The sequence below is a fragment of the Microbacterium sp. LWH3-1.2 genome, from assembly GCF_040675855.1.
Classification (GTDB): Bacteria; Actinomycetota; Actinomycetes; order Actinomycetales; family Microbacteriaceae; genus Microbacterium.
The window spans coordinates 1,126,097-1,151,003 of the sequence record NZ_JBEGIK010000001.1 but is presented as its reverse complement, the minus strand read 5'-3'; the positions used below and the strand labels follow the sequence as shown (position 1 = coordinate 1,151,003).

At 70.0% G+C, this 24,907-nt stretch carries 19 protein-coding genes and 1 pseudogene; 14 read left to right on the top strand and 6 right to left on the bottom strand.

What is annotated here, in order from left to right:
* The first annotated feature begins 82 nt into the window (after positions 1-82).
* Both MRBLWH3_RS05440 and MRBLWH3_RS05435 read left to right on the top strand, forming a co-directional pair.
* Positions 83-637, top strand: coding sequence for a DapH/DapD/GlmU-related protein (locus MRBLWH3_RS05440; RefSeq protein ID WP_363429430.1), 555 nt, complete (start codon positions 83-85; stop codon positions 635-637).
* A complete protein-coding gene (locus MRBLWH3_RS05435; protein WP_363429428.1) occupies positions 634-1,737 on the top strand; it encodes a glycosyltransferase in 1,104 nt (367 codons plus the stop codon). Before MRBLWH3_RS05440 ends, MRBLWH3_RS05435 begins: the two co-directional genes overlap by 4 nt.
* Here MRBLWH3_RS05435 and MRBLWH3_RS05430 read toward each other — a convergent pair.
* A complete protein-coding gene (locus tag MRBLWH3_RS05430; protein WP_363429426.1) occupies positions 1,734-3,149 on the bottom strand; it encodes a hypothetical protein in 1,416 nt (471 codons plus the stop codon). The two genes, MRBLWH3_RS05435 and MRBLWH3_RS05430, sit on opposite strands and share 4 nt — an antisense overlap.
* Before the next feature lie 267 nt (positions 3,150-3,416).
* Here MRBLWH3_RS05430 and MRBLWH3_RS05425 point away from each other — a divergent pair, with 267 nt between their 5' ends.
* Both MRBLWH3_RS05425 and MRBLWH3_RS05420 read left to right on the top strand, forming a co-directional pair.
* Positions 3,417-5,057, top strand: a complete 1,641-nt coding sequence (locus MRBLWH3_RS05425) for a polysaccharide biosynthesis tyrosine autokinase (RefSeq protein WP_363429424.1) — start codon at positions 3,417-3,419, stop codon at positions 5,055-5,057.
* Between the two features lie 9 nt (positions 5,058-5,066).
* Entirely contained in the window at positions 5,067-5,630 is a 564-nt protein-coding gene (locus MRBLWH3_RS05420; protein WP_363429422.1) for a hypothetical protein, read from the top strand.
* Positions 5,631-5,639: 9 nt separating this feature from the next.
* Here MRBLWH3_RS05420 and MRBLWH3_RS05415 read toward each other — a convergent pair whose 3' ends face one another.
* Entirely contained in the window at positions 5,640-7,538 is a 1,899-nt protein-coding gene (locus MRBLWH3_RS05415; protein ID WP_363429420.1) for an endo-1,3-alpha-glucanase family glycosylhydrolase, read from the bottom strand.
* A 369-nt stretch (positions 7,539-7,907) separates the two neighbouring features.
* Between MRBLWH3_RS05415 and MRBLWH3_RS05410 the strand changes: the two genes are divergently transcribed.
* Positions 7,908-8,639, top strand: a complete 732-nt coding sequence (locus MRBLWH3_RS05410) for an SGNH/GDSL hydrolase family protein (RefSeq protein WP_363429418.1) — start codon at positions 7,908-7,910, stop codon at positions 8,637-8,639.
* Between the two features lie 111 nt (positions 8,640-8,750).
* Complete coding sequence (locus MRBLWH3_RS05405; protein WP_363429416.1) at positions 8,751-9,221, top strand: adenylyltransferase/cytidyltransferase family protein; 471 nt, start codon at positions 8,751-8,753, stop codon at positions 9,219-9,221.
* Between the two features lie 57 nt (positions 9,222-9,278).
* On the opposite strand, the gene MRBLWH3_RS05400 is transcribed toward MRBLWH3_RS05405, so the two are convergent.
* The gene (locus MRBLWH3_RS05400) at positions 9,279-10,427 is read right to left on the bottom strand and encodes a glycosyltransferase (protein ID WP_363429414.1); all 1,149 of its coding nucleotides are present in this window, start codon (positions 10,425-10,427) and stop codon (positions 9,279-9,281) included.
* Between the two features lie 175 nt (positions 10,428-10,602).
* Here MRBLWH3_RS05400 and MRBLWH3_RS05395 point away from each other — a divergent pair, with 175 nt between their 5' ends.
* The 6 genes from MRBLWH3_RS05395 to MRBLWH3_RS05370 all read left to right on the top strand — a co-directional run bounded on the left by MRBLWH3_RS05395 (position 10,603) and on the right by MRBLWH3_RS05370 (position 17,687).
* On the top strand, positions 10,603-10,836 hold the full coding sequence (locus MRBLWH3_RS05395; RefSeq protein WP_363435320.1) for a glutaredoxin domain-containing protein: 234 nt from the start codon (positions 10,603-10,605) through the stop codon (positions 10,834-10,836).
* A gap of 103 nt (positions 10,837-10,939) precedes the next feature.
* Positions 10,940-11,788, top strand: a complete 849-nt coding sequence (gene kynA / locus MRBLWH3_RS05390) for a tryptophan 2,3-dioxygenase (RefSeq protein ID WP_363429412.1) — start codon at positions 10,940-10,942, stop codon at positions 11,786-11,788.
* Entirely contained in the window at positions 11,788-12,768 is a 981-nt protein-coding gene (locus MRBLWH3_RS05385; RefSeq protein ID WP_363429410.1) for an amidohydrolase family protein, read from the top strand. The genes kynA and MRBLWH3_RS05385 overlap by 1 nt, the downstream gene beginning before the upstream one ends.
* Positions 12,755-14,113 (top strand): kynureninase, encoded by a 1,359-nt coding sequence (locus MRBLWH3_RS05380; protein WP_414685297.1) that lies wholly within the window; start codon positions 12,755-12,757, stop codon positions 14,111-14,113. The genes MRBLWH3_RS05385 and MRBLWH3_RS05380 overlap by 14 nt, the downstream gene beginning before the upstream one ends.
* A gap of 143 nt (positions 14,114-14,256) precedes the next feature.
* Complete coding sequence (locus MRBLWH3_RS05375; RefSeq protein ID WP_363429408.1) at positions 14,257-16,044, top strand: aldehyde dehydrogenase family protein; 1,788 nt, start codon at positions 14,257-14,259, stop codon at positions 16,042-16,044.
* Positions 16,041-17,687: a GMC family oxidoreductase gene (locus MRBLWH3_RS05370; protein ID WP_363429406.1), complete on the top strand. Its 1,647-nt coding sequence runs from the start codon at positions 16,041-16,043 to the stop codon at positions 17,685-17,687. Before MRBLWH3_RS05375 ends, MRBLWH3_RS05370 begins: the two co-directional genes overlap by 4 nt.
* A gap of 213 nt (positions 17,688-17,900) precedes the next feature.
* Here MRBLWH3_RS05370 and MRBLWH3_RS05365 read toward each other — a convergent pair whose 3' ends face one another.
* The 3 genes and pseudogenes from MRBLWH3_RS05365 to ypfJ form a co-directional block, all read right to left on the bottom strand.
* Positions 17,901-19,472 carry a DEAD/DEAH box helicase gene (locus MRBLWH3_RS05365; RefSeq protein ID WP_363429404.1) on the bottom strand — a complete coding sequence of 524 codons (1,572 nt, stop codon included), beginning with the start codon at positions 19,470-19,472 and terminating at the stop codon, positions 17,901-17,903.
* Positions 19,473-20,034: 562 nt separating this feature from the next.
* Positions 20,035-21,000, bottom strand: a pseudogene (pip, locus tag MRBLWH3_RS05360) (prolyl aminopeptidase); the annotation flags it as partial.
* Complete coding sequence (gene ypfJ / locus MRBLWH3_RS05355; RefSeq protein WP_363429402.1) at positions 20,997-21,866, bottom strand: KPN_02809 family neutral zinc metallopeptidase; 870 nt, start codon at positions 21,864-21,866, stop codon at positions 20,997-20,999. The gene ypfJ and the pseudogene pip, both read right to left, overlap by 4 nt.
* Positions 21,867-21,960: 94 nt before the next feature.
* On the opposite strand from ypfJ, the gene MRBLWH3_RS05350 reads away from it, so the two are divergent.
* Entirely contained in the window at positions 21,961-22,986 is a 1,026-nt protein-coding gene (locus tag MRBLWH3_RS05350) for a malate dehydrogenase (RefSeq protein WP_363429400.1), read from the top strand.
* A gap of 57 nt (positions 22,987-23,043) precedes the next feature.
* Positions 23,044-24,816, top strand: a complete 1,773-nt coding sequence (locus MRBLWH3_RS05345) for a cation:proton antiporter (RefSeq protein ID WP_363429399.1) — start codon at positions 23,044-23,046, stop codon at positions 24,814-24,816.
* The last annotated feature ends 91 nt before the right edge of the window (positions 24,817-24,907 follow it).

Here is a 24,907-nt window from a genome sequence, read left to right as displayed (position 1 = left end):
ACGGCAATCGGCGGTCGGCGAGGCGCGCTCGAGTGGATCATAACCGCTGACCAGCGAAAAACTCGTGGCTAGGATGTGGCCCATGGGCGGACGACGGAGTCTTGCCGGCTTCACCGGCGCCGGTTATGACAGGGGACGCGGCATCGCCTGGCAGGCGACGTGGCAGCTGGCCTCCAGCCTTCTCGTCATGCCCTGGTTCGTGCCTGCCAGGCTCCGCGTCAAGGTTCTCCGAGCGTTCGGCGCGAGGATCGGCGACGGAGTCAACTTCCGTTCCGGCGTCCGCGTCCACTGGCCCTGGAAGCTCACGATCGGCGACGATACGTGGATCGGCGAACGCGCGTGGATCCTCAATCTCGAACCGGTGATGATCGGCAGCGACGTCTGCATCTCACAGGGCGTGTTCCTCTGCACCGGCAGCCACGATCGGCACTCGCCCACCTTCGAGTTCGACAACGGCCCGATCACCATCGAGGACGGCGCGTGGGTCGCAGCGCGCGCAACCGTGCTGCGGGGCGTGACGGTGGGCAGGGATGCCGTCGTGGGAGCCACGGCGCTGGTCACGTCGGACGTCGCGCCGGGGTCCGTCGTCCTGGCCCCGCGGGCGTCCGTTCGCGGTGGCGTGGAATCGGCCAGATGAAGATCCTCGCCATCGTCACGCTCGTCAGCCCGCTGGGCGAGTACGGCGGACCGACCCGGGTCGCGATCAACCAGCTGCTCGCGCTTCAGGAGCGGGGGCACCAGGTCGTGCTCGCCGGGACGCAGCGAGGCTTCGATGGAAACGTCCCCACGGAGCTCGAAGGCGTGCCGGCGAAGCTGTTCCCCGCCCGCACGATCCTGCCCGCGAGCGGATTCGCCGGGCTCGGCTCACCCGAGCTGTGGAGAGCGGTCCACCGCCACGCGCGGGAGTTCGATGTGATCCACGTGCATGCCGCGCGCGACCTCGTCACGCTCCCATCGGCGCTCATCGCGCTCGCACGCAGGGTCCCCATCGTGGTGCAGACGCACGGCATGATCGACGAGACGAGCCATCCTCTCGCCATCCCCCTCGATCTCGCGCTGACACGCCCCGTCCTCGCGCGCGCCAAGATCGTCGCGTATCTGACGTCCCGCGAGCGGGCATCGCTGGAGGTCGTCTCCCGCGGCGGGGCGAGACTGGAAGAGCTTCCCAACGGGGTCCCGCTCGCGACCCAGGGAACCATCACCGGCCCCGCCGGCGTGCTGTATCTGGCTCGCCTCGCCGCCCGCAAGCACCCGGTCGCTTTCGTCGAGGCGGCTGCGCGAGTCGCGCCGGAGTTCCCCGAAGCCGCCTTCGCGCTGGTCGGGCCCGACGAAGGTGAAGGCGCGTCCGTCCTCGCCGCGATCTCCTCCTCGGGACACGCCGATCGCATCCGCTGGGAAGGTCCCGTCGGCATGAGCGGGGCGGTGGAGCGGATGCGGAGGGCCACGGTGTACGTACTGCCCAGTGTGGACGAGCCCTACCCGATGTCGGTGCTGGAGGCGATGTCGGTCGGGCTGCCCGTCGTCGTCACCGACACCTGCGGCCTCGCGTCGTTCGTGCGGGACCATGACGCGGGCCTCGTGACGGACGACACGGTCGAGAGCCTCGCGGACGCCGTCCGCACCCTGCTCGCCGACCCGGACCGAGCCGCCGCGATGGGCGCTCGGGGCGGGATTGCCGTGCGATCTGAGCGCAGCATGGCCGCCATCGCCCAGCGCCTGGAGACGTTCTACCGCTAGCCCGACCGCACATGCGCTGCATCGGGGTCGGGCGGTGGTAACGGATCCGGCTTCGCACCGGGCTGCGCCGTCCTGGGGCCGCGGACCACGATGATGCAGACGATGGTGAGGAACAGCGCTCCGGTCGCCTGCAGGAGCGATCCGCGCAGGAGGATCGTCATGAACACCGGCAGGATTCCTCCGACGATGGCCCATACCCCGCCGGCACGGAAGGCGGGCACCGTCCGGCTGTCCATTGCGCGCAGGACGACTCCGATGAGCAGGAAGGCGATCACGACCGCGATGATGCCGCCGTTCACGAGCGCCTCGGCCCACGTCGGTGCTGAGAGGTTGTCGAATGCATATCCTCGGTACTCTGCCAGCAGGATGCCGGTATCCGTCGGCTTGTTCGCCCACAGAGCGCGAGGGACCCAGAACAGGACGCTCCCGGCGAACTGACTCAACGGTGTGACGAGACCATCCAGCCAGTACGACAGGGCGTTGGCCACCTGCCAGAACGCGTCGTAATCCGGGTTGGACAGGTACTCGGCGAAGAATCCGGATCGCGTGCTCACCTCCCCGTCCGCGCGGCGGAACGCGTCGGCGATCGGGAAGACGAACAGGAACCCGGCGATCGCCGCCAGCATGGTGATCCGCGCTCGTCGGCGCGTGGCGACGGCACCCGCGAAGACGGCGAGGGCGAAGGCGACCGTACCGAACGAATACCTCGCGCTCGTGACGGGATTGACGATGAGCAAGAGGATCGCCGCACCTGCGACAGCGCCGATCAGAGCGATGCGACGGCTCTGGTCGTTGCTGGCGGTGCGACGAAGCTGGGCCAGGGCGCCGACCGAGACGAGCAGGGGGTAGATCCCGCTCGCGAAGACCACGCTGCGCACCGCGGGGTCGGGCCACACCGCCGCGCGCGCCGCGGCGGCCGCGTCCCGGCTGCCGAGCAGGGCGACCGCCCCGAGCCGCGACAGGACGTAGCCGCTCAGGGCCAGCGATATGAGGGAGAGCACGACGGTGCCCCAGCTGCTGACCGAGCGGACCGCGACTCGTCGTCCCTCCCCATGGCGACGGCTTTCACGCAGCATCCACAGCAGACGCCCGATCTCGTAGCAGAGGACTCCGAGCAGGACGACTCCCGCCGTCGGCATATCGAGACCCGTGTCCACCCCCGGCGTCGTCGTCGACGTCAGCCCGGACAGGATCTGGGCGGTCGGAGCGATGCCCATGAAGATGTAGACGAACAGCCAGAAGAAGAAATCGAACAGCCTCGGGGTTCCCCGCACCCAGAGGAAGGAGAGCCGGACTCCGGCCCACACCACGAGCGCGAGCGTCATGATCCAGGCGTCGCTGCGCGGCAGGTCGGCGACGTCGGCGACGAGGAACGCGGGGATCCCCACTGACAGGACCGCGAGAGAGGTCACGAGGAACAGGATGCGCAAGCCTCGGCGCAACTCGTCACCAGCGGCGTGGGCCGCGCGGGAGGCCGCTCGCCCGGAGACAGGGCGCCCGGGCCGCGGGCTGGGTTGCGGGAACTGATCGGTTCGCGTCATCGGGCGCCGTCCACAGGGTGTTGGCAGGGGCTGAGCGCTCAGTCCGGGGTTGTAGATTTCTCTGCGGTTGGGGGGAATTATATGGGGATGGGGGAAATTGTGGTTGGGTCATACCCCTCGACGTGATGGGGCGAGGGTATGGAGACCAGAAGCATGCTGCGGCTCGTCCGGCATCACTGGGCGGTCGTTGTGGCCTGTCTGATGCTCGGCGTCCTCGGGGGGTGGGCGCTCGTCGTCGCCGCGCCGCGTGAGTACACGGCAAGCGCCGACGTGTTCGTCACCGTCACGGGCGGGGCCAGTACCGGGGAGCTCGCGCAGTCGTCCAACTTCTCGCAGCTGCAGGCCCGCAACTTCAGCGCGGTCGCCACCCGCGAGGTGGTGCTGGAACCTGTCATCGAGTCGCTGGAGCTCGATGTCACCATCTCCCAGCTGCGACGTCAGGTCTCGACATCCGTTCCCCTGAATACCAGCGTCATCACCATCTCCGCGACCGACGAGTCGCCCGAGCGCGCGGCGGCCATCGCCAACTCGGTGTCCACGTACCTCGCCGAAGTCGTCCCCTCTCTCACACCCCGCGTGGACGGCCAGTCGCCCGTCCGCCTGCAGGTCATCGAGTCCGCGACTGCGCCGTCGGCGCCCTCGTCCCCGAATGTGCCGCTTCTGCTGCTCACGGGAGTGCTCGCCGGGCTCGTCGCGGCGGCTGTCGTCGTCGTGCTGCGCGGGGTCGTCGACGCCCGCGTCCGCGACAAGGAGCAGGTCGCGGAGATCACCGGGCTGCCGGTGCTGGGGGTCGTCTCCTTCGACCGGCGCGCGCAACGCGATCCCATCGCGGTCGTGAAGAGCGGGTCCCGGCGCGGCGAGGAGTACCGGCAGCTGCGAGCCAATCTCCGGTTCCTGCAGCCCGGGGACCCCCACAAGGCGTTCTCCGTGACGTCCTCGCGCCCCGGGGAGGGCAAGAGCGCGACCGCGGCGAACATCGCCGCCGCACTGGCAGCTTCGGGCCTCGAGGTGTGCCTCGTGGAAGCCGACCTGCGCCGCCCCACCCTCAGCGATGTTCTGGACCTTCCGGAGTACACCGGCTTCACCGACGTGCTCACTGGGGACATCACCCTCGACGAAGCGATCGTCAGCTGGGGACCCGACGACCTCAAGGTCGTCCTCGCCGGCTCGCGGCCACCCAATCCCAGCGAGCTGCTCGAGTCCGCCGCCGCCAGCGAGGTCCTGCGGCGGATCCGCGAACGCTTCGACGTCACCATCATCGACTGCCCACCGCTGAACCCCGTACCGGACGGCGCCGTGCTGGCCCGGCTGCTCGGCGGCGTCATCCTGGTGATCGGCGCCCGCGTGCTCCGCGTGCGCGAACTGCGGCGGGCCATGGACCGGCTCGCAGCGATCGGCGCCTCCGTCGAGGGCGCCGTCTTCAACCTGTCCCGAGCGCGAGAAGACCACCGCTACAGCTACTCACCGGCCAAGGCGCCCGCCCGCCCCACCGAATCGGAGACCGACGCCGTGCCCACGGCGACCTCCGGTGAAAGCGACCGAGAGGCCGACGCGATTCTCGACGCCGATACGTCCGCCAGCCGGGGTGAGCGCGATCCGCTGGCGGACGAGTACGAGCGGAGCGGTGTCGCGGACAGCTTCGCCGACGACGAGGACGACATCGACGATATCGAGTGGACGACCGACGAAGGCTCCGATGCCCGGTCGCCCCGACGCCGCTCGGCGCGACGCGCCAGCGTCCCGCCCATCCGTGGGGTCGACTCGTCGCGCGACGCCTAGCGATTCATCGTGAGCGACGGTCTGGGCTCGATTCTCTTCGTCTGCACAGGCAACGTCTGTCGGTCGCCCTACCTGGAGTGGGGACTGAGGGGCGCGCTCGAGTCCGCAGGAGGACCGGCCATCCGATTGGCATCGGCCGGTCTGGCCCCGCTCACCGGTCACCCGATGAGCAGTCCGCTTCTCGAACGACTGCGGGATCGCGGAATCGACGCATCGGAGTTCAGAGCTCGCGGTCTGACGGAGGCGATGGTCACCCGAGCCGACATCGTGCTCACCGCGGCGCGAGGGCATCGGCAGTTCATCGTGCGTCAGCTCCCTGCCGCGGCGACACGGACATTCACGGTGCTGCAGTTCGCGCGTCTCTTGAGGGCGCTTCCGGGGCGAGAGGGTGCGGTCGCCGACCTTCCGACGCTGGCACGGCTCGCCCACCAGGCGCGGGGCATGGCCGGCGCGTCGACCCCGCATGACGATATCGAGGATCCGTGGAAGCGGTCGCGTCGCGTCTACGCACGGAGCGCACGAAAAATGGATGAGGTGCTCGAGGGTGTCCTCGAGCACCTCATCCTGCGATGAGCCCCTGGCCTACCAGCTGCTGACCGCGTAGTACTGCAGGTCCTGCACGTACGGTGTCGAGACGACGGCGTAGGGAGACGTGACCGACTCCGCCGTCGCGCCCGAACGGACGATCTTCGCCGAGACACTGCCCAGCTTGAGCGGCACCGTGTAGGCGGAGACTCCCGCCGGAGCGGAGAAGCTCGTGGTCGTCCCGCCGACGGTGATCTGCACGGTCGCCGGCGACGGCAGCCACACCAGTGCCTCCACCATGTCGCGCGCGGGGGTCGACGTGCCGTCGAGCGCAGGGGCGCCCATCAGCGACTGGGGGTACGACGGCTTGGCGCTGACGAACTGGGTGCGATGGGTGAGAACGATGGCGTCCGAGGTGACCGCCGGCTGCGTGCCCGTGTGGAACCACGAGGTGTAGTACCGCGTCAGGTCGAGGAAGGCCGAGCCGTGGTCCTGCGACGGCGCGATCTGGGTGGACTCGCTGTAGTCGTTCCAGGTCACGAGCTGGACGTAGTCGGCCTTCTCGGCGATCGCCTTGTTCCACTGCGCCCGCACGGAGGCGGTGTTGTTGGCTTCAGCCCACGACAGCGAGTTGAAGCGAACGTCCTGAACCGCGACGGGTGCCATCCACGTCTTGCCGAGCGCATGCGCACGGGCCACGTTGTTGGCGCTGTTCAGCGTGGTGCGCTCGGTGCGCGTCCCCCAGTTGCCGAAGCCGTCCGCGATCGGAGCGAAGGCCTTGAGGTTCGCGTCGCTCGCGTTGTTGAAGACGGCCTGGAACGAGATGGGCAGCGCGTACTTGGTCTCGAGCAGGTTGATGACCTGGGTCCACCAGGAGACCGAGGCGCCTTCCGCCTTGAAGCTGGACAGCACGTACTCGCCGTCCTCCTTGTAGGCGGAGCCGGACTTGTAGAGCTGGCTGAGCAGGGAAGCCGCCGTCTCGGGGGTGGCAGAGGTGAACCCGGAGGAACCGTCGACCATGGGCACGACGGCGAACCCGCCGACCTGAGCCGCTGCCTTCGTGAGGTTGACCGAGGCGTCCCAGTTCTGGCCGCCCGTGCTCATGAGGTTGAGCGTGAAGCCGTCGATGCCCGCGGACTTCGCCTGACGGACCTCGGTCGCGAAGTTGTCCACGCGCCACTCGGTCGCGGTCGATACTCCGGGAGAGATGGGACGGTCGCGCAGGAGGCCACCCACGGATGCGAACTTGCCGCCCTCACCATCCGGGCTCAGGTAGTTGCGCGTGTAGTAGTCGGTCGACTCGGTCTTGTTGTCGATCGACAGCGGGTACGGCACGAAGTAGTGCGCGAAGACGAGCGGGCCATCGCCGGGGGTTGCGGCCGGCGGCGTGGGCGTCGGCGTCGGTGTCGGCGTCGGTGTCGGTGTGGGTGTCGTCGAGACCGGCGCCGTGCTCACCTCGATCCGGGGCACATCGGCGTTGAAGCGCTCCATGCGCAGCTGGATGTAGCGCTGACTGTAGTTCAGAGCCACGGCGAAGTCACCGGTCGTCGAGATGGATCGGATGTCGAGCGGGATGCGGAGGGTCTGTCCCTTGACGGCGGTCGCGCTGGGCTGCGACACCGCCGCGCCGGTCGGTCCAGGCTGGTTCTCGTGCGTCAGCGAGGACGACTTCCACGAGGCGGACGTCGGGTACGCGACGAGGCCGGGTGTCGTGGCCGTCGTGCTGTTCACCTTGACGACGAGCGTCGCCGCTGTCACCTCGCGCCCGGCGAGCGAGTCGCCGTCGAACTTGAGGTAGGTGCGATCGGCCGAAGCGGTGGCGCTCAAGAGGCCTGTTTGCGGCACGGTCGGCTGGCGTGTCGTCGTCCAGGCGCTGTCCGTGGCGGTCAGGACCGCCGAGTCGTCAGCGGCGGCACGATCCGCGCCGGTGCTGAGCGGGAACAGTACGCCTGCCACGACGGCGGCGACGATGAATGCCCCGAGTGCTTTCGCACGGCGAGGGGCTGTGAACCGGGGAAGGGGGGAGGATGATTTGAGTTGTTCAGTGTGGGGAGATGTCACGAGTCAGTCTTGTCCTTGTTCCGATTGTTCGGCCTGGCCGCGCGACGACCCCCATCGGCGAACGGTGTTCCTAACGATCAGGTCACGTTAGCCGGAGAGCAATTCCCTCTCCTAATCGAGGATGGGTATATTAGACGATTCTCAGGATTCACGAGTGTGCCACACAGCGTGACCCGAGACATCTCGGCTCCTTGTCGCTAGCATTGCCTCGTCGGCCCGGGACCCGAACCAGGCCGGGTCTGTCTGCTGGGGACGACCATGCGAATGCTCCGTAGAGACATCGGCGGCATGCCGCTGTGGGCGATCGCGCTTGTCGCCGTCGCGGTGATCGTGATCGCCGTCCTGCTGGGCAACGCGTCAGCCGCAGACGGAAAGGCCCCCCGGTACACCGCTCCCAGCGATGCCACCACGCCGACGATCCCCGAGCCCATGCCGCTTGCCGTCTTCATCGGCGACTCCTACACACAGGGCGTGGGCGGTGGCGGCGTGCAGTGGCCGGCACTGCTGGGCGAGGCACACGGGTGGGATGTCGACAACCTGGGCCTCGGGGGGACGGGATACGTCCGGACCTCCGACGTCAACGGCTGCGGTCGTGCGTACTGCGGGAACTATGGAGAGGCGATCGACGAGATCGTCGGCTCACCGACGTACGTCGTCGTGTCCGGAGGCCGCAACGACTTCGGGCTGCCGGCGACCGACATTGCGGCGGCCGCCGACGCGGCGTTCGGCGAGCTCCGCACTCGCTACCCGCACGCCGAGATCTTCGCGATCAGCCCGTGGTTCGACGACGACCCGCCCCCGTCCGATCCCGCAGAGTTCACGCAGGCGATCCAGACGGCGGCACTGAATCACGACGTCACCTTCCTCGATGCCGGTCAGCCGCTCTTCGGACGACCTGACCTCGTCGCAGAGGACGGTCTGCACCCCAACGCAGCCGGCTACCAGGCCATCGCTGCCGCCGTCGCCGCGGTGCTCGACCCTCAGCTCCAGCAATAGGTCGGCGATCGAGTTGCGACGACGCCCCTCTGTCCGAGCGGTCGGGACTGCTGTAAGGTGCCGCCAACAGACCCGGTGTGTGGGACACCGAGGGATTCACATGGGGGAATCATGGCTGTACGCATCGGCTACGCCGCTGGGGCTTTCGACTTGTTCCACGTCGGACATCTCAACATCCTTCGACACGCCAAGGAGAACTGCGACTTCCTGATCGCCGGTGTCGTCAGCGACGAGATGCTGCGGCTCACGAAACACGTGGAGCCTGTCATCCCGACGGTGGAGCGCGTCGAGATCGTCCGGAGCATCAGCTACGTCGACGATGTCCACATCGAGGACGTTCCTGACAAGCTCGAGACGTGGCGGCAGCTCCATTTCACGCACTTCTTCAAAGGTGACGACTGGCGCGGCACAGAGAAGGGCGCGCGACTCGAACGGGAGTTCGCGGCGGTGGGCGTCGAGGTCGTCTACTTCCCCTACACCGTGCACACGTCCAGCAGCGCCCTGCGGCACGCGCTCGAAGCGATGGCGGCATCGCACCCGCGCGATGAAGCGCTCACCGAGGGCCTCATCGCGAACGGCTGAGTGACATGCCGAGAGGCCTGTGGAGAACGAATGCCGCGGGCCGAGGCATCCGTTGGTCTAAAGCTCGCCAGGCTGCATGGCCTCGTGGTCCAGCTCCTCGACGAAGCGGCGGGCAGGGCTCGGCTCCACGCCCGCCTTGCGGGGCGCGTAGACCACGAGAGAGTGGAAGAGGAAGCGCAGGAAGAACGCGACCACGAGAGTGATCGCCGTCGCGACGACCGCCGAGATGTGTCCGGTCGAGACCATCATCGCGACGATCGGGATGCGGATCACGGCCTCGGCGTTGTTGAAGGTGAACGACTTCGCGAAGCGCAGCCAGACACCGGAGGCGCTCTCGCGCATGTCCTGGAAGACGAAGCGCTCCTGCAGCAGGAAATTGCCGATGATCGTGACCTCGGCGGCGACGATCGCGGCCACGATGTAGTCCACGCCCCAGTGGGTGAGCGCCCAGACGATCGCGACGTTGGCGACGGCACCGAGGCCGCCGATCACGGCGAACAAGGACATCTTCCCGAAGCGCAGCGCGGTCAGCTGCGTGAGGAAACGCAGCCCCTGCCGCACCGACGCCTTCGATTCGCCCCCGTGACGATCGGCGAAGTCGAACGGGATCTCGGCCACGCGCATGGGACGGCGCGCGAGGATCTCGAGCAGGATCTTGAAGCCGCGGGGCCGCAGCTGCTCGGAGTCGATCGTGCGCCGGTCGATGAGGAAGAACCCGGTCATCGGGTCGGAGACGTCCTTCAGCCGGATGGGGAACATCGCGCGCGTCACCGCGGTCGACCCCTTCGACACCATCACACGAGTACGGTCGGCGAGCCCGCCGGCGGTGCCGCCGCCGGCGTAGCGCGAGGCGATCACGAGATCCACGTCGCCGCGCGAGAAGCGGTGCCAGAGCTCGGGGATCTCTTCGGGCGGATGCTGCAGATCGGCGTCCATGACGAGACAGGCGTCCGCCTCGGCCGCCGCGAAGCCCTCCATCACGGCTCCGCCGAGCCCGCCGACGGGACGATCGCGATGGATCAGCCGGACAGGCAGGGATGCGGATGCCGCGACTTCCCGGATCACGGCGGGGGTGGCGTCCGTGCTGTCGTCGACGAAGATGATCTCGGCGTCGAGGCGGTCCTGCACCGCGGCGGTGACACGCCGGACGAGCTCCGCGATGTTGGGAGCCTCGTTGTACGTCGGAACCACGATCGACAACTGCATCGCTGGCCATCCTCCCACGCGGGGACGCCACGTCCCATCGGGGTTCAGCACACGCAGGGGAGACCCTCGGTCTGCGCACGGTGCGTGATCCGACGTCGTGCACGGCGCCCACCCAGGATCTATCCCTGAGAATGGAGTGGTGACTTCCCCCGCGTCCTCCCCCTCTTCCCTCACGATGTTCGGCGCCGACTGGTGCCGCGACTGCATCCGCACCAAGAAGCAGCTCGAAGAGCTCGGCATCTCGTACACCTACGTCGACCTCGTCGCCGACCCCGCCGCCGCGGACGTCGCCCGCGACATCTCGGGCCGCACCAACATCCCGGTCGTCGTGTACCCGGATGCCTCGCACCACGTCGAGCCGTCCAACGCCGACGTCGAGGCGAAGCTGCGCGAGCTCTCGCTCATCTGAGGCCCCCGGCTTCGCGCTCGTCGAGCGGGCTCGCGAGTTGAAAACCATTCGGACCATCGCGACACCCTGACGCCGCGGCATCCGTCCGAATTAGGCTGAGGCCGTGAGCGTCGAACGCAATACCCGGGCGATCGAGGGATCCGTCGTCACCGACTTCGAGGACCGCATGAGCTACGGCGGCTACCTCGATCTCGCGACCCTGCTGTCGGCCCAGCGACCGCTCAGCGACCCTGAGCACCACGATGAGCTGCTGTTCATCGTGCAGCACCAGACCACGGAGCTGTGGCTGAAGCTCGTGCTGCACGAGCTCGGCTCCGCCTGCCGGCTGCTGCGCGAGGACCAGCTGGCGCCAGCGCTCAAGTGCATCGCACGCGTCAAGCACATCCAGAAGACCCTCACCGAGCAGTGGTCCGTGCTCGCGACCCTCACCCCCGCCGAGTACGGGCAGTTCCGCGGCGTGCTGGGCAACGCCAGCGGCTTCCAGTCCGCGCAGTACCGCGCCGTCGAGTTCACCCTCGGCAACAAGAACGCGGCGATGCTGCGGGTGTTCGCCTCGGATGCCGCCGCCCACGCGCTCGTCGGGGCGGCACTCGAGGCACCGAGTCTCTACGACGAATTCCTCGGGATGCTCGCCCGCTCGGGCTACCCGGTCCCCGCCGAGGTGCTCGAGCGCGATGTCACGAAGGCGTGGACCTACACGCCGGAGCTGGTGCCGGTGTTCACCGAGATCTACCGCGACCCCGAGGCCCACTGGGCGGCCTACGAGACGTGTGAGGAACTCGTCGACCTCGAGGACAACTTCCAGCTGTGGCGCTTCCGTCATCTCAAGACGGTCGAGCGCATCATCGGCTTCAAGACCGGCACCGGCGGCTCGAGCGGTGTGCCGTTCCTGCAGCGGGCGCTCGACCTCACCTTCTTCCCCGAGCTGTACGCCGTGCGGACGGAGCTGTGATGTCGCACGATCCCGACGCGCTGCGCGAACTCCTCGGCCCGGGTGCCGCGCTCTGCCACCGCGCCATCACCGGCGACCACGGCGTCTCGCTTCCCCCGTTCATCGACCATCACGTGCACTTGCACCTCATCGATGAGAGCGCGCTGGCTGCGGGCGGCATCGCCGGCGTGGTCGATCTCGGCGGCGATCCGGTGGCGCTGGCGCGGCGCAAGGACCACAGCATTCCGCGCGTGGCATATGCCGGCGCGTTCCTCACCGCCGTCGGCGGATACCCGGTCGGGCGTCCGTGGGCACCGGCCGAGATCGCCCGCGAGATCGCCGACGCGTCGACGCACCCCGGCGTCGCCGGCGGCGCGGCCACGGCGGTCGACGAGCAGGCGTCGTTCGGGGCATCCGTGATCAAGGCCTCCCTCAACAGCGTCGCGGGACCGGTGCTCGACCCGGCGGCGCTGGCCGCGATCGTCGAGGTCGCGCGCGAGCGCGGGCTCCCGGTCGTCGCGCATGCGGAGGGCGACGGGATGCCGCGGCTCGCCCTCGACGCGGGGGTCGACGGCTTCGCGCACACCCCGTTCACCGAGTTCGTCGGTCGCGCCTTCACCGCGCACGCGGTCAAAGCCGGCCAGGTGTGGATCTCGACGCTCGCGATCCACGAGGACGACGAGGAGGCGGCCGAGTTCGCCCGCGTGAACCTCGCGGGCTTCGCGGCCGCAGGCGGGCGGGTGCTCTACGGCACGGACCTCGGCAACGGCGAGCAGCCGGTGGGCGTGAACCCCGCCGAGGTCGCCGCGCTCGACCGGGCGGGCATCCGCGGTGCGGCGCTCGTCGCGGCGCTGGCCGACCCGTGGCCACTGGCCGACCCGCCCTCGGGCGTCGCGACGTTCATTCCGGGGTCGCCTCCGACCGGGCTCGACGAAGTCGCCGAGTGGCTGCGCGGCGCGACGGTGGTACCCAGCGAGGAGCTCATCCATGACGACCACTGACCCCGCACCCGCCGGGTTCGGGGCGCACGACGAACGTTCGGGGCGCGCGAGGCACGCCCCGAACGTTCGCGACGCGCCCCAAGCCGGCGTGGAACCCGCTGCGGCATCGGCGACCGAGCCGCTCGAGGACGCGGCATCCGTTCTCGACCAGAGCGACCCGCTGCGCCGCCACCGCGACGCGTTCGTCGGAGCCGAGACGTCGCTCGTGTACTTCGACGGGAACTCGCTGGGCCGTCCGCTGCGCGCGAGCGTCGAGCGGCTCGCCGCATTCGCCCGCGACGAGTGGGGCGGGCGCCTCATCCGGGGCTGGGACGAGTCGTGGATGCAGCTGCCCTTCGACATCGGCGACGCCGTCGGCCGCACGGCGCTCGGCGCCGCGCCCGGACAGACCGTCATCGGGGACTCGACGACCGTGCTGCTGTACAAGCTGCTGCGGGCGGCGTTCGACGCCGCCGTCGCCGCGGATCCGGCGCGCGTCGAGCTCGTCGTGGACCGCGACAACTTCCCCACCGACCGCTACGTCGTCGAGGGCATCGCCGCCGAGCGGGGCGGGCGCGTGCGCTGGATCGACGTGAACCTCGCGGGCGGGGTCTCCGCCTCGGCGCTGCGCGAGGCCGTGGGACCCCAGACGGGGGTCGTGCTGCTGTCGCACGTCGCGTACCGGTCGGGATATCTGACGGATGCGGCGACCCTCACCCGGATCGCGCACGACGCCGGCGCGCTGATCCTGTGGGACCTCTGCCACTCAGCCGGGTCCGTGCCGGTCGAGGCTGACGCATGGGACTTCGACCTCGCAGTCGGCTGCACCTACAAGTACCTCAACGGCGGGCCGGGCTCGCCGGCGTTCGCGTACGTCGCATCGCGATTGCAGGATCGGCTGGCACAGCCCATCCAGGGGTGGATGGGCTCCGCGGACGTCTTCGCGATGGGCCCGTCGTACCGGCCGGCCGACGGCATGCGGCGCTTCCTCTCGGGCACGCCCCCGATCGTCGGCATGCTCGCGATGCAGGACACGCTCGCCCTGCTCGAGGAGGTCGGGATCGAGGCCGTGCGGGCCAAGTCGGTCGCTCTCACCGGGTTCGCCGTCCGCGTGGCCGACGAACTCCTCGCCCCGCTCGGGGTCGCGGTGGCGTCGCCTCGCGATCCCGCCGAGCGGGGCGGCCACGTGACACTGTCGCATCCGTCGATGCGCGCGGTCACCGCGCGGCTGTGGGCGCAGGACGTCATCCCCGACTACCGTGACCCCGGCGGTCTCCGCATCGGGCTCTCCCCGCTCTCGACGTCGTTCACCGAGACGCTGGAGGGCTTGCGGGCGGTCGAGACCGCGGTGCGCGCCGAGTCCTGACCCTGAGCTGACCCTCCGTGCACGCCACGGTGACATCGGGTCGCACGAACGCTGACATCGAGTCCCGCCTGGCGTGACATAGGATGCCCCCTGACAGACTCGCCCGAGCCGGGTCCCGGGACGCGAGTGCGAAGGAGAGCAGCATGGCACCCCCGTCGTCGCCCTCGGCGAAGGCCGCCGCGAAGCCGCGCGCGAAGAAGTCCGCCTCCCCTGCCGCGGCGCATGCCCTCCCCGCCGACGTGCGTTCGGCCCTCGATGCGGACATCGATCGGCTTGAAGCGGGCGCGCGGGTGTGGGTCGCTCTCACCCTCGACCAACGGGCGCGCCTGCTCGGCCGCATCCGCGACGCCGTCGGCACCGTGGCCCAGGAGTGGGCCGACGCCGCGACGATGTCGAAGGGCCTGACGCCTGGGCATCCGTTGTCCGGAGAGGAATGGCTCGGCGGACCCTATGCCGTCGTCGGATTGCTCGACGCGCTGCGCGAGACGCTCGAGGCGCTCGCGAAGGGCCGGAGTCCCCTCGACGGCGTGACGCTCGACGAGGCGCCGGGCGGGCGTCTGCGGGCGCGCACCTTCCCCCTCAACGGCACCGAGAAGTTCCTGCTGTCGGGCTTCACCGGCGAGGTGTGGTTCGAGCCGGGCGTCTCCGCGGTCGAGGCGACACGCGCGGCGGGCCTGGCCCAGCTGACGCCGACCCGGTCCGGCGGCGTCGGCCTCGTGCTCGGTGCGGGCAACGTCACCTCGATCCCCGTCGCCGACGTGCTGTACGAGCTGTTCGCGCACAACCGCGTTGCTCTCCTCAAAGTCAACCCGACGCAGAACGCCCTCGTCCCGGTGTTCGAGCGGGCCCTCGCCCCGCTGATCGAACCCGGCTTCGTGCGCATCGTCCGCGGCGATGCCGCGACCGGCGCGTACCTCACGTCGCACCCTCGCTTCGCCCACGTGCACATCACGGGCTCGGCGCTCACGTTCGACGCGATCGTGTGGGGAACGGGAACGGATGCTGCGACCGCACGCGGGTCCGGAACCCCGAAGCTGCGGGTGCCCATCACGGCGGAGCTCGGCGGCGTCTCGCCGATCATCGTGGTGCCGGGCCGCTGGACGGCAGCGGACCTGAAGTACCAGGCCGAGCACGTCGCGACGATGCGCCTGGTGAACGCCGGACACAACTGCATCGCGGGCCAGGTCGTGATCGTGAGCTCCGACTGGCCCCAGCGCGAGGAGTTCCTGCGCGAACTGCACGCCGCGTACGCCGCGGCCCCTGCGCGCCCGGTCTGGTACCCTCGGGCCGACGAGCGGCTGGAGGCCGCGGCATCCGATTATCCTGATGCCGTCTGGAGTGCCGACCGCACACGCGCGATCGTCGAGGTCGGCGCGGGTGAGGGCGCCGACCCCGTCGAGACGATCGAGTATTTCGCACCGATCCTCGGGGTCGTCGAGGTGGGCGGCACCGGTCAGGAGTTCCTCGACGCGGCGGTGGCCCACGCCAACGACAAGCTCACCGGCACGCTCGGCGCGAACGTGCTCATCGACCCGGTCACCGAGGAGGCGCTCGGCGACGGGTTCGAGCGCGCGATCGCCGAGCTCCGCTACGGCGACATCGCGATCAACACGTGGACGGCCTTCAACTTCCTCACCGCACGCCTCACGTGGGGCGGCTTCCCGGGATCGACGCTCGCCGACGTGTCGAGCGGGCTCGGCGTCGTGCACAATGCGCTGCTGCTCGACCGCGTCGAGCGGTCTGTCGCGCGCGGCCCGTTCCGTCCCTTCCCGCGGTCGGTCGGCAAGGGCGTGTTCACGATCCTGCCGACGCCGCCGTGGTTCCTGAGCTCGCGCACCGGCGCCGAGGTCAGCGCCGGACTCACGAGGTACCTCGTCGACGGCAAGCTGCCCGGGCTCGTGAAGACGCTGACGAAGGCCATGCAGGCGTGACCGCCGGGTTCGGCGGCGATGGCCTCGAGGCCGACTACGTCGTCGTCGGCGCGGGATCAGCGGGGGCGGCGCTTGCCGCGCGACTGAGCGAAGACGCGAACGTCTCGGTGCTGCTGCTCGAGGCGGGTGGGCCCGACAAGGCGCTCGAACTGCACGTGCCGGCCGCCTTCTCGAAGCTGTTCCGCGGCGCGTACGACTGGAACTACGACACGGTGCCGCAGCCGCGCCTCGAAGGCCGCACGGTCTACTGGCCGCGCGGCAAGACGCTGGGCGGGTCGTCGTCACTCAACGCGCTGATGTGGATCCGCGGCTTCGCCGCCGATTACGACGAGTGGGCGGATGCTGCGGGCCCGACCTGGTCGTGGAACGCCCTGGTCCCCTACTTCCGGCGGGTGGAGCGCACTTCCGATCCGGCCGACCCGACGCAGGGCGTCCACGGCCCGCAATCGGTCGAGCACCAGCGCGACCCCCGGCACCACACGACCGCGTTCCTGGCGGCGGCGCAAGAGGCGGGGCATCCGTTGACACCGCCGAATCTGCCGACCGGACAGGGCTTCTCGCAGACGATGGTGAGTCAGCGCCGCGGCGCCCGTGTCTCGACCGCCGATGCGTACCTGCGTCCGGCGAAGAAGCGGCGCAACCTGCGCGTCCTGACCCAGGCGCTCGCCCGGCGCGTGACGTTCGCCGTCGGCAGTGAAGGGTCGGGGCCCCGCGCCACCGGCGCGTACGTCGAGATCGACGGCATCACCCGTCATGTGCGGGCGCGTCGCGAGGTCGTGCTGTCGGGAGGGGCCGTCAACACCCCCCAGTTGCTCATGCTGAGCGGCATCGGCCGGGCGGACCACCTCGCAGAGCACGGCATCGAGGTCGTGGTCGATGCGCCCGGCGTCGGCGCCAACCTGCAGGACCACCTCGTCGCCGGACTCGCTCCCGCGGCTCACGGCGGCACGCTCTACGACGCGACGAAGCCCGCCGAGCTGGTCAGGTACCTGGCCACGCGCAAGGGGATGCTGACGTCCAACGCGGCCGAGGCATACGGGTTCGTACGCACCCCCGTCGCCGATGCTGTCGGCGTGCCCGAGGGTCTCCCCGACATCGAGATCATCTTCGTGCCCGGTCCCTACATCGGCGAGGGCCTCGTTCCGATGCCTGCGCACGGACTCACGGTCGCCGCGATCCTGCTCCGTCCCGTCAGCCGTGGCACGATCCGTCTCGCGTCATCGAACCCCGCCGAGGCGCCGCTCATCGACCCCGCGTACCTCTCCGACGCCGACGGCGTCGACGCCGCGACGCTGCGCGCCGGCATCGCCGAGTGCGAGCGCCTCATCGACACCGAGGCACTGCAGGCGATCACGACCGGCGGGTGGGTGGTCCCCGAGCACGGCGAGCGCATGACGCCGGCCGAACGCGCCGAGCTGTCGCTCCGCCGCTACTCTCACACGCTCTACCACCCCGTCGGCACGGCACGGATGGGGACGGATGCCGCATCCGTCGTCGACCCCGACCTCCGCGTCCGCGGGGTCAGCGGCCTGCGCGTGGCGGACGCATCCGTCATGCCCACAGTGATCCGCGGCCACACGAACGCGCCCGCGATAGTGATCGGCGAGGTCGCCGCCGACCTCATCCTCGGCCGCCGCGTCTGACCCTTCTCGAGGTCGGCCCCCGCCGCCCGCGGCTCCGGCTCCGCAGCATCCGTCCTGCTCGCCCGTCGCTCACCTGTCACAGAGTGCTGCCTCATCCGGCACATCGTGACAGGCGAGCTGAGGGGCACCGCCACAGACGAACGTTCGCCTGGCACGAAGTGCTGCGGTGGGCAGCAGATCGTGACAGGCGAACGATGCGGAGGGATGCGGGGGTCAGCGGCCGCCGCGGCGGTTGGTGCCGTTGGGGCGGACGACCGAGCCCACCATGAGCTTGCCGCTGCCGCCGGACGAGGCGCGCCGGCCCGGGGTGCGGGGGTTGCCGGCGGCCTGGGCCGAACGCGAGTGGCCGGCACTCTGGTCGTGGCGCTGGTGCGAGGCCTTGTCGTGCGCGGCGGCGGCGTCGCGGCGCTGACCGCCCGCGGCCTGCTGACGGCCGGTGCCCTGGGCCGAATCACCCTGGCCGGAACCGCGACGGCGACGGCCGCCCCCGGAGCGGCCGGCGGTGGCGGCATCCGTCTCGCGCGCCTCGCGCGCGGCGCGCTTGCGCTGCGCGTTCGCACCCTGGCTGGTGCCGCGCGGGGTCTCGGCGACCGGGACGGGCTTCACGTACGGGGCGACCTGGCCGACGAGCGCGACGACCTCGGGCGAGGTCGCGGTGACGGCGACCGGCTCGACCGAGATGGCGGCCTTGCGCAGCAGCTGCGACACGTCGCGCTTCTGCTCGGGCAGCACGAGCGTCACCACGGCACCCTCCGCGCCCGCGCGAGCGGTGCGGCCCGAGCGGTGCAGGTACGCCTTGTGCTCCATCGGCGGGTCGACGTGGATGACGAGCTCGACGTCGTCGACGTGCACGCCGCGGGCCGCGACATCCGTCGCCACGAGCACCTTGACGGAACCCGACGAGAACGCCGCGAGGTTGCGGTCGCGGGCGGCCTGCGACAGGTTGCCGTGCAGATCGACGGCAGGGATGCCCTGGCCGGTCAGCTGCTTCGCGAGCTTCTTGGCCTGGTGCTTGGTGCGCATGAACAGGATGCGGCGACCTGCTCCCGACGCGAGAGCCTTGACGACATCCTTCTTGGCGTCGGCGTCGGCGAGGGTGAAGACGTGGTGCGTCATCGCGGCGACGGGTGAGTGCGCCTCGTCGACGGAGTGCAGCACCTCGTTCTGCAGGAAGCGGCCCACGAGCTTGTCGACCCCGTTGTCGAGGGTCGCGCTGAACAGCAGGCGCTGGCCGCCGGACGGCGTCGCGTTCAGGATGCGCGTGACACCCGGCAGGAAGCCGAGGTCGGCCATGTGGTCGGCCTCGTCGATGACGGTGATCTCCACCGCGTCGAGGTGCACGAAGCCCTGCTTCATGAGGTCCTCGAGGCGGCCCGGGCACGCCACGACGATGTCGACGCCGGCGTTGAGCGCGTTCACCTGACGATTCTGGTTCACGCCACCGAAGATCGTCGTGGTGGTGAGGCCGTAGGCCTTCGCGAGGGGGGCGAGGGTCGCATCGATCTGGGTTGCGAGCTCGCGCGTCGGCGCGAGCACGAGGCCGAGCGGACGGCCCTTGCGGCGGTTTCCGCCGGCGAGCTTGCCGCCGAGGCGCGCGGCCATCGGGATCGAGAAGGCGAGGGTCTTGCCCGAGCCGGTCTTGCCACGGCCCAGCACGTCGCGGCCGGCGAGCGTGTCGGGGAGCGTGTCGACCTGGATCGGGAACGCGGTGGTCTTGCCGCCCGCGGCGAGCGCGTCGACAAGGGGCTGCGGCACGCCGAGCGCGCCGAACGAGGTTTCGGTCATGAGGGGTGTTCTCCGGGCACGCAAGTGCCCTGTCGGTGGCCGGGGCGTATCTCGCCCGCGGGTCGCCGTACGAAAGATGTCAGCGCGGTTCTTCGGATCGGGGTCCGGATGCCGGCGAGGGAAGCGTTCTACGACGCGAGAAGCGCACGAAGCGCTGCAAGGGTTCCCACCCTACCAGTGGACGGCTGTGCGTTCCGCCGCGGTGTGCTCGGCTGTGCGCCCGCGCTTGGGCGTTTCCACACGCTCGTTCCTCGCTCGCTCGACGACCGCGAACAGGGTTCCGCGCCCTGGGTCAGAGACCGGCGGTGTCCTTACTCTTCTTCGACCGCTTGCGGACGCGCTCTCCGCGGAGTTCGGGCTCGGTGGACGACAGGTCCTCGGGGTCGGTCGCACCCTCGGAGTCGGCTCCGGTCTTGTCGGACGCCTCCGCGCCGGACTCCTCCTCGGGCTCCGGTTCGGCCTCCGCGTCGGATTCCTCGTGCTCCTCGCCGGCCCCGGGTTCCTCGGTCGCTTCTGGCTCGCCGGTCGCCTCGGCGTCGGCGGAGTCCTGGACGGGGGCCTCCGCGAAGCGGTCGGTCGCAGCGCGCAGCGCGGACGCGATGCCCGGCTCGGACGCCGCGTGCGCAGCATCCGTGATCATGACGAAGTCCGCCTCCGGCCAGGCGCGATGCAGGTCCCACGCGGTCATGGCGGGGGTGCAGACGTCGTAGCGGCCTTGCACGATGACGGCCGGGATGTCGCGGATCCGACCCACGTTCGCGATCAGCTGCTCGGGCTCGAACCAGCCGCCGTGCAGGAAGTAGTGGTTCTCGATGCGGGCGAACGCGACGGCCGCGCGCGGCTCGGTCATCGCCTCGATGAGCGCGGGATCGGGCAGCAGCGTGAGGTTCGCGGCTTCCCAGCGCGACCAGGCGACGGCGGCCGGCACGTGCACGTCCGGATCGGGGTCGGAGAGCCGGCGGTGGTACGCCTCCATGAGCTGCGAGCGCTCGAGGATCGGGATGGGGGCGATGAAGTCCTCCCACAGATCCGGGACGATGGATGCTGCGCCCCCCTCGTAGAACCACTCCAGCTCGTGGCGGCGCAGCGTGAAGATGCCGCGGAGCACGATCTCGGTGACGGCCTGCGGGTGGGACTCGGCGTAGGCGAGGGCGAGCGCACTCCCCCACGAGCCGCCGAAGACCTGCCATCTCTCGATGCCGAGGTTCTTGCGCAGGAGTTCGATGTCGGCGACGAGGTGCCATGTGGTGTTGTGGCGCAGGTCGGCATCGGGCTCGCTCGCGTGCGGGGTGGAGCGTCCGCAGCCGCGCTGGTCGAGCAGGATGATGCGGTACCGCTCGGGGTCGAAGAAGCGGCGGTGCCAGGGCGACGTTGCGGCGCCCGGTCCGCCGTGGAGGAACACCACCGGCTTTCCCTCGGGGTTTCCGCTCTGCTCGTACGCGATGCGGTTGCCCTCGCCGGCGATGAGCGTGCCGGTGTCGTAGGGCTCGATGGGCGGATAGAGGATGTCGTCGAGGTGTTCGTTCATAGGCTTCCCCCCGAGACCGCGAAGGTGTCGCACGCGGATGGCCCGTTCCGGTAGCCGGTCTCGAACCAGCGCTGGCGCTGCTCGCTCGAACCGTGGGTCCAGGATTCGGGGTTCACAAAGCCCCCCGACTCCTGCTGGATGTGGTCGTCGCCCACCGCGCCGGCCGCGTTGATCGCGTCGGCGACCTGCTGCTGGGTGGGCTCCTTCAGATACGGTACGCCGTTCTCGTCGCGCTGCCCGGTCATGTCGCCGACCCACGCGCCGGCGAAGCAGTCCGCCTGCAGCTCGGCCCTCACGCCGTTGCTGTCGGGACCGGTGCCGTTATTGGGGTGCTGATCCATGATCCCGGCGATGTACTGGACGTGATGGCCGTACTCGTGGGCGAGGACGTAGAGCTGGGCGAGGTCGCCGGCGGACGCGTCGAACTGCTGGCGCAGGAGGCCGAAGAACGTGGGATCGATGTACACGGTCTCTTCGGGAGGGCAGTAGAACGGGCCGGTCTGGTGGGAAGCCGTGCCGCAGGCAGTGCCCGTCTGCTGATCGACGATGATCAGCTGAGGCTGCCGGTAACCCTGCACCTGCGTCTGCCAGTACTGGTCGAGCACGACGCTCCCGGCGGCGAGACGGCAATCGTCGTCGGCGTTCGCGTCGGCGCCCGTCTCGCACTGCTGGATCTCGGACTCCTCCCCGGACCCGACCTGCGGCTGCGAGGGGATGACGCTCGACAGGTCTTGTCCGGTGAACAGCTGGAACAGGATCACCGCGATCGCACCGAGGCCGGCGATGCCGCCACCCGCCACCGCCACGCCTCCACCTCGACGCCGCGCCGTGTTCCCCCCGACGTTGGCGTTCTCATTGAACGTCATGCCAGTCACGGTACCCCGACAGCCCTCTGCGCAGCAGGAACCATTCCCGAATCACCGGGAATGAGTACAATGCCGCCGGTCTAGGCTCGGGAACATGGCGATCGAACCCACGACCGTGACCATCACCGGCGGCGGAGGCCAGATCGGCTACGCCCTGATGTTCCGCATCGCCGCGGGAGACATGCTGGGCCCGGATCGTCCGGTCAGGCTGCGGCTGCTCGAGATCCCGCAGGGCATGCGCGCGGCCGAGGGTGCGGCGCTCGAGCTGCAGGACTGCGCGTTCCCGCTGCTCGCCGACGTGGACCTCACCGACGACCCTCTCACCGCATTCAACGGCACCCGCATCGCGATGCTGGTCGGCGCGCGGCCGCGAGCGGCGGGCATGGAGCGCGGCGACCTGCTCGCTGCGAACGCGGGGATCTTCGGGCCGCAGGGCAAGGCGATCGGCGCGGTCGCCGACGACGACGTGCGCGTCGTCGTGGTGGGAAACCCCGCGAACACGAACGCGCTCATCGCTGCGGCATCCGCTTCGCCCGACATCCCGTCAGGGCGCTTCACCGCCCTCACGCGCCTCGACCACAACCGCGCCCTCGGCCAGCTCGCGGGGGCGCTCGGGATCGCAGCGGGCGACATCGCCGACGTCGTGATCTGGGGCAACCACTCCGCGACCCAGTTCCCCGATGTCTCGCATGCGACCCTGCCGGATGCGACATACGTGCTCGACGCCCTGGCCGAGCGCCTCGGCGGCGAGGCCGCAGCGAGAGCATGGCTCGACGACGTCTTCATCCCGCGCGTGGCGAAGCGCGGGGCCGAGATCATCGAGGTGCGCGGCTCGTCGTCGGTCGCCTCGGCGGCGAACGCGGCGATCGACCATGTGCGCGACGAGCAGCTCGGCACGCCCCGCCGCACCTGGACGTCGGCGGCGGTCGTGTCGCGCGGCGAGTACGGCGTCCCCGAGGGACTGGTGTGCTCGTTCCCCGTCCGCTCGAAGGGCGGCCGTGACGGGTACGAGGTCGTCGAGGGACTCGACCTCGACGATCGCGCACGTGCGCGGGTCGCCGCATCCGTCGACGAACTCGCCGCGGAGCGCGACGCGGTGCGTGCGCTCGGCGTGCTCTGACCCATCGACCGATCGCCCGGCGAAGGGCCGAAGCGGCCCGGCAATAGGCTCTGAGTCGTGGAAGCCCTGATCGTCGTCATCATCGCGATCGTGGTCATCGCGCTCGCGACGGCGGTCGCCCCGAGACTCGGGATCGCGGGGCCGCTGATCCTCGTGCTCGTCGGCGGCGCGGTCAGCCTGCTGCCGTTCGTCGAGATCCCCGAGATCAACCCCGAGTTCATCCTCGTCGGCGTGCTGCCGCCGCTGCTCTACTCGGCGGCCGTCTCACTCCCCGCGATCGAGTTCCGCCGGGACTTCGGCCCGATCGCGGGCCTGTCGTTCCTGCTCGTCATCATCAGCTCGGTGCTGCTCGGGTTCTTCTTCATGGCCGTGATCCCGGGCATCCATCCGGCCGTGGCGGTGGCGCTCGGGGCGATCCTCAGTCCCACGGATGCGGTGGCCACCTCGATCGTCAAGCGCCTGGGCGTGTCGCGCCGTGTGGTGACGATGCTCGAAGGCGAGAGCCTGTTGAACGATGCGACGGCGCTCGTGCTGCTGCGCACGATGATCGCGTCGGTCGGGATCGCGACCAGCGTCAGTGGCGACACCCGCATCGGCTTCGGGTTCATCCCCGCGTTCGCGTGGGGTGTCGTGGTGGCGGTGGTCGTCGGCGCGATCGTGGGCTGGCTCAACCTGAGGCTGCGGGCACTCATCAAGAACTCGGCGGCGAACACGGCGATCGGCTTCGTCGTGCCGTTCATCGCCTACATCCCCACCGAGGAACTCGGCGGGTCCGGCCTCGTGGCGGCGGTGGTCGCAGGGATCGTGACCGGCCAGGGTGCCGCACGGTGGTTCACCCCCGAGCAGCGCCGATCGGACGAGCACAACTGGCACACGATCGAGCTCGTGCTCGAGGGCGCCGTCTTCCTCATCATGGGTCTCGAGCTGCGTGACATCGTCACGCAGAACGTCGAGCAGCACAACGGCCTCGGCACCGGTCTCGGGATCGCGCTCGGAGCGCTGGCGATCATCATCGCCGCGCGCGCGGCGTACGTGTCGCTGCTGGTCTGGCTGCAGAGCCGGCGCGCCCGCGGGCGGCAGCGCACCCGCCTCGAGGCGATGAACTCGCGGCTCGACCAGATCGCGGACGGCTCGGCCGTGCCCGCCCCGCGATACCGCGGCCGGCGCGGCGAGGTGTCGTTCGACGACCCGCGCGCGCAGCGGCGGCTCTCGTCCATGCGGACGCGGGTGTCGCGGGCGCTCAGCGACCTCGACTACTACCAGGCTTCGCCGCTCGGCTGGAAGCATGGCGCCATCATCGTGTGGGCCGGCATGCGCGGCGTGGTGACGCTCGCCGCGGCGCAGACGATCTCGAGCGACGTCACGGATGACCGCGCGCTGCTGGTGTTCATCGCGTTCGCCGTCGCGGTCGGCAGCCTCATGCTGCAGGGCTTCACGCTGCCGTGGGTGGTCAGAGCGCTGCGGATCGAGAGGGCGGGCGACGACAGCCTCGACAAGGCCGAGCAGTCGGCGCTGGACGATGAGCTGCGCGACGCGGCGATCGGCGCGCTGTCGGATCCCGCGCTGCGCCGGCGAGACGGCTCGGAGTTCGCCGAGGACCTCGTCTCGCTCGTCGGCAGCCGCATGGTCGACCCGCCCGACGACGCGGAGGGACTCCCGAACCGCGATCTGCTCGAGCTCCGGCTCGCGATGATCGAGGCGATGCGCGGGCGCCTGAACGAGCTGTCGTCGGGAGGCGAGTACAGCACGCCCGCCCTGCGGCACGCCCTGGCCGAGCTCGACGCCGACCAGTTGAGCCTCGAGCTGCGGCTGGACGACGAAGAGGACTGAGCCCGGGGTTGGGCGCCCCGCTCGAGCGTTTCGACTCGCAGGCTCGCCCAACGAGCGGAAAACCGGGTGAGAGAATGGGGAACGAGCGAGG